Source organism: Polaromonas sp. P3_C2 (assembly GCF_056402675.1).
In genome coordinates, this window is the sequence record NZ_JBFUGX010000553.1 from 1 (window position 1) to 2857 (window position 2857).

The window sequence follows — 2857 nt, forward strand, 5'->3', positions numbered from 1 at the left end:
TGCGCTGGCACGCGCCTATGATTTTCTTCGCCGCGTGGAGCATCGCATCCAGTACCTCGATGACCAGCAGACCCATGTCCTGCCCACGCGTGATGACGACCTGGCGTGGATCGCAGAAACGCTGGGCTACAGCAATTGCTGCTTCTTCCTCAGCGAACTCGACACCCACCGGGAGCTGGTGGCCGGGGAATTCGACAAACTGCTGGGCGGCAAGCCCGACTGCAAAGGCTGCGGCAAAACGGCCAAGGCGGCGCCGCAGCAGCTCGAAGACGTGCTGGAGCAATTGTCGGAACAATGGCCGGAACAGTTTCGCGCCCGCCTGGCGCTGTGGCGCCAGCACCCCAGGGTGCTGGCCCTGCGCGAAGATTCCCGCGCCCGCCTGGCGCGGCTGGTGCAGCGCACCGCCGCCTGGCTGGCGGAAGGCACGGTCACCGAGGAAGCGGCTGTGCGCATCATCGACTGGATAGAGCCGCTCCTGAGGCGGGAGAGCTACCTGGCGCTGCTGCTGGAACGGCCCGCGGTGCATGAGCGCCTGCTGCGCCTGCTGGGGGCCGCCAAATGGCCCGCGCGCTACCTGCTACAGCACCCCGGCGTCATTGATGAACTGGCCAGCGACGAGCTGCTCAAGGAACGCTTTGACGGCACGGCCTTCGCGCGGGACCTGCAACAGCGCCTGGCCGCGCTCAGGAGCACCGGCGAGGACGACGAGGAAACCTGCCTGAACCTGCTGCGCCGCGCCCATCATGCGGAAGTGTTCCGCACCCTGGCGCGCGATCTGGAAGACGTACTCACCGTCGAGCAGGTGGCCGATGATCTGACGGCTCTCGCCGAAGCGGTGCTGAGCATCACCACCGACTGGTGCTGGCAGCGCCTGAAGAACCGGCACCGTGAAACACCGCAGTTCGCCATCATTGCCTACGGCAAACTGGGCGGCAAAGAACTGGGTTACGGCAGCGATCTCGACATCGTGTTCGTCTATGAGGACGATGACGAGCGGGCCCCCGAAGTCTATGCGGCATTTGTGCGCAAGCTGATCAACTGGTTGACCATCAAGACCGGCGAAGGCGACCTGTTTGAAATCGATACCGCTTTGCGCCCCAACGGCAATTCAGGCTTGCTGGTCACCAGTTTTGAGGCCTATACCCGCTACCAGCAGCAGCGCGGCAGCAATACCGCCTGGACCTGGGAACACCAGGCCATGACACGTGCGCGCTTCGTGTTGGGTGACGAGTCGCTGCGCCTGCGGTTTGACGAAGTCCGGCAGACCGTCATCACCGCTCCGCGCGACATCGTTGCGCTGCGCAATGAAATTGTGGCCATGCGCGAAAAGGTTCGCGACGCCCATCCGGTCAAAAGCCTCCATGCAACGCCGAGCCCCACAGGCGGATCCGTCTCAGGCCCGCCTCCGCTCAAGGCTGAAAAATTTGACGTCAAGCACAGTGCGGGCGGCATGGTGGACGCCGAGTTCGCCGTGCAGTTCCTGGTGCTTTCCCAATCAGCCCGGCACCCGGAATTGAGGGACAACGTCGGCAACATCTCGCTCCTGCAACGCGCAGAAACGGCCGGCCTGCTGCCGGCCGGCGTCGGCCAGCGGGCGGCAAGCGCCTACCGCGAACTGCGGCGTGTCCAGCACCGCGCACGCCTCAACGAAGAACCCACCCAGGTCAACCCGCCTGCGCTTGAGGCAGAGCGCGGCGCGATCCAGCAACTGTGGGTCGCCACTTTCAAATCAAACAATTGATTTAATTCAATCGATTGTTTGATTAATGTGCTCTAATCCGGGCACATGACACCCGACCTGCCCTCTCAAACACCTTCGCGCTCAGCCAAGCCTGAAGGCGAAAGCCGAAAACAGCGCTCCGACGGCGCCCACGCCAGGGCGCACCTGTTGCTCGCGGCACTCAGGCTGTTTTCCGAAAAAGGGTTTGCCAAAACCTCGATTCGCGATATCGCCCATGCTGCGGGAGCCAACGTGGCGGCGATCAGCTATTACTTTGGCGACAAGGCCGGCTTGTACCGGGCCGTTTTCACCGAACCGCTGGGCAGCGCGCGCGATGACATTGCGCTGTACAACCAGCCCCATTTCACCTTGCGGCAGTCCCTTGAAGGCTTTTTTTCGAGCTTCCTAGAACCTTTACGCCAAGGTGAACTGGTGCAGTTGTGCATGAAGCTCCACTTTCGCGAGATGCTGGAACCCACAGGCCTGTGGGCCGAAGAAATCGACCAGGGGATCAAGCCGGCGCATACCGCGCTGGTTATTGTGCTTTGCCGCCATTTAGACGTCACCAAAGCCGACGACGAGGTGCACAGGCTGGCGTTTTCCATCACCGGGCTGGCACTTCAGATGTTCCTCAGCCGCGAAGTCGTGGAGGCGATCCGGCCCCAGCTGTTCGGAACACCTGAAGCCCTGGAACAGTGGGCCGTCAGCCTGGTGGCGTATGCCGAAGCCATGGTAGGCGTCGAAATGGCACGCCGAAATCACCTTTCCGATTACCCCGTGGCCGCGGCGCCGCGATTGAACACAGCACACCATGAAAAAAACTGACTCCGGACGCGATCGCTTGCGCTTGCTGACAGCGGCGCCGCTGTTCGGCGCATGCGCGCTGTTGCTGGGCGGCTGCGCTTCCGACAATCCGCACACACCACCTTCCGTCTCGATTCCCGCGCAATGGCAAACGCCTTTGCCGGCGGCGGGCACCACAGCAGCATTGCCTCACGGCGGCAGCCTGAAAGGGCTGTCGCAATGGTGGCAGCAACAAAATGACCCCTTGCTGGTGGAACTGATCATGGCGGCGGAATCGGTCAGCCCGACCGTTTCCACCGCGCGCTCCAACATTGAGCAGGCGCGGGCTTCACG

2 protein-coding genes and 1 pseudogene are annotated in these 2857 nt (G+C 62.7%); all 3 read left to right on the forward strand.

The features are described from left to right. Positions 1-1741: bifunctional [glutamate--ammonia ligase]-adenylyl-L-tyrosine phosphorylase/[glutamate--ammonia-ligase] adenylyltransferase (glnE, locus tag AC1DWI_RS18825; RefSeq protein WP_477725433.1), on the forward strand; the 1741-nt coding region annotated here is incomplete at its 5' end. A gap of 45 nt (positions 1742-1786) precedes the next feature. Further along, the gene (locus tag AC1DWI_RS18830; RefSeq protein WP_477670616.1) at positions 1787-2545 is read left to right on the forward strand and encodes a CerR family C-terminal domain-containing protein; all 759 of its coding nucleotides are present in this window, start codon (positions 1787-1789) and stop codon (positions 2543-2545) included. Continuing rightward, positions 2532-2857, forward strand: a pseudogene (locus AC1DWI_RS18835) (RND transporter); the annotation flags it as partial. The gene AC1DWI_RS18830 and the pseudogene AC1DWI_RS18835, both read left to right, overlap by 14 nt.

Coding starts and splice junctions, on each gene's coding strand:
- AC1DWI_RS18830 (WP_477670616.1), top strand. CDS start 1,787: ATGACACCCGACCTGCCCTCTCAAACACCTTCGCGCTCAGCCAAGCCT.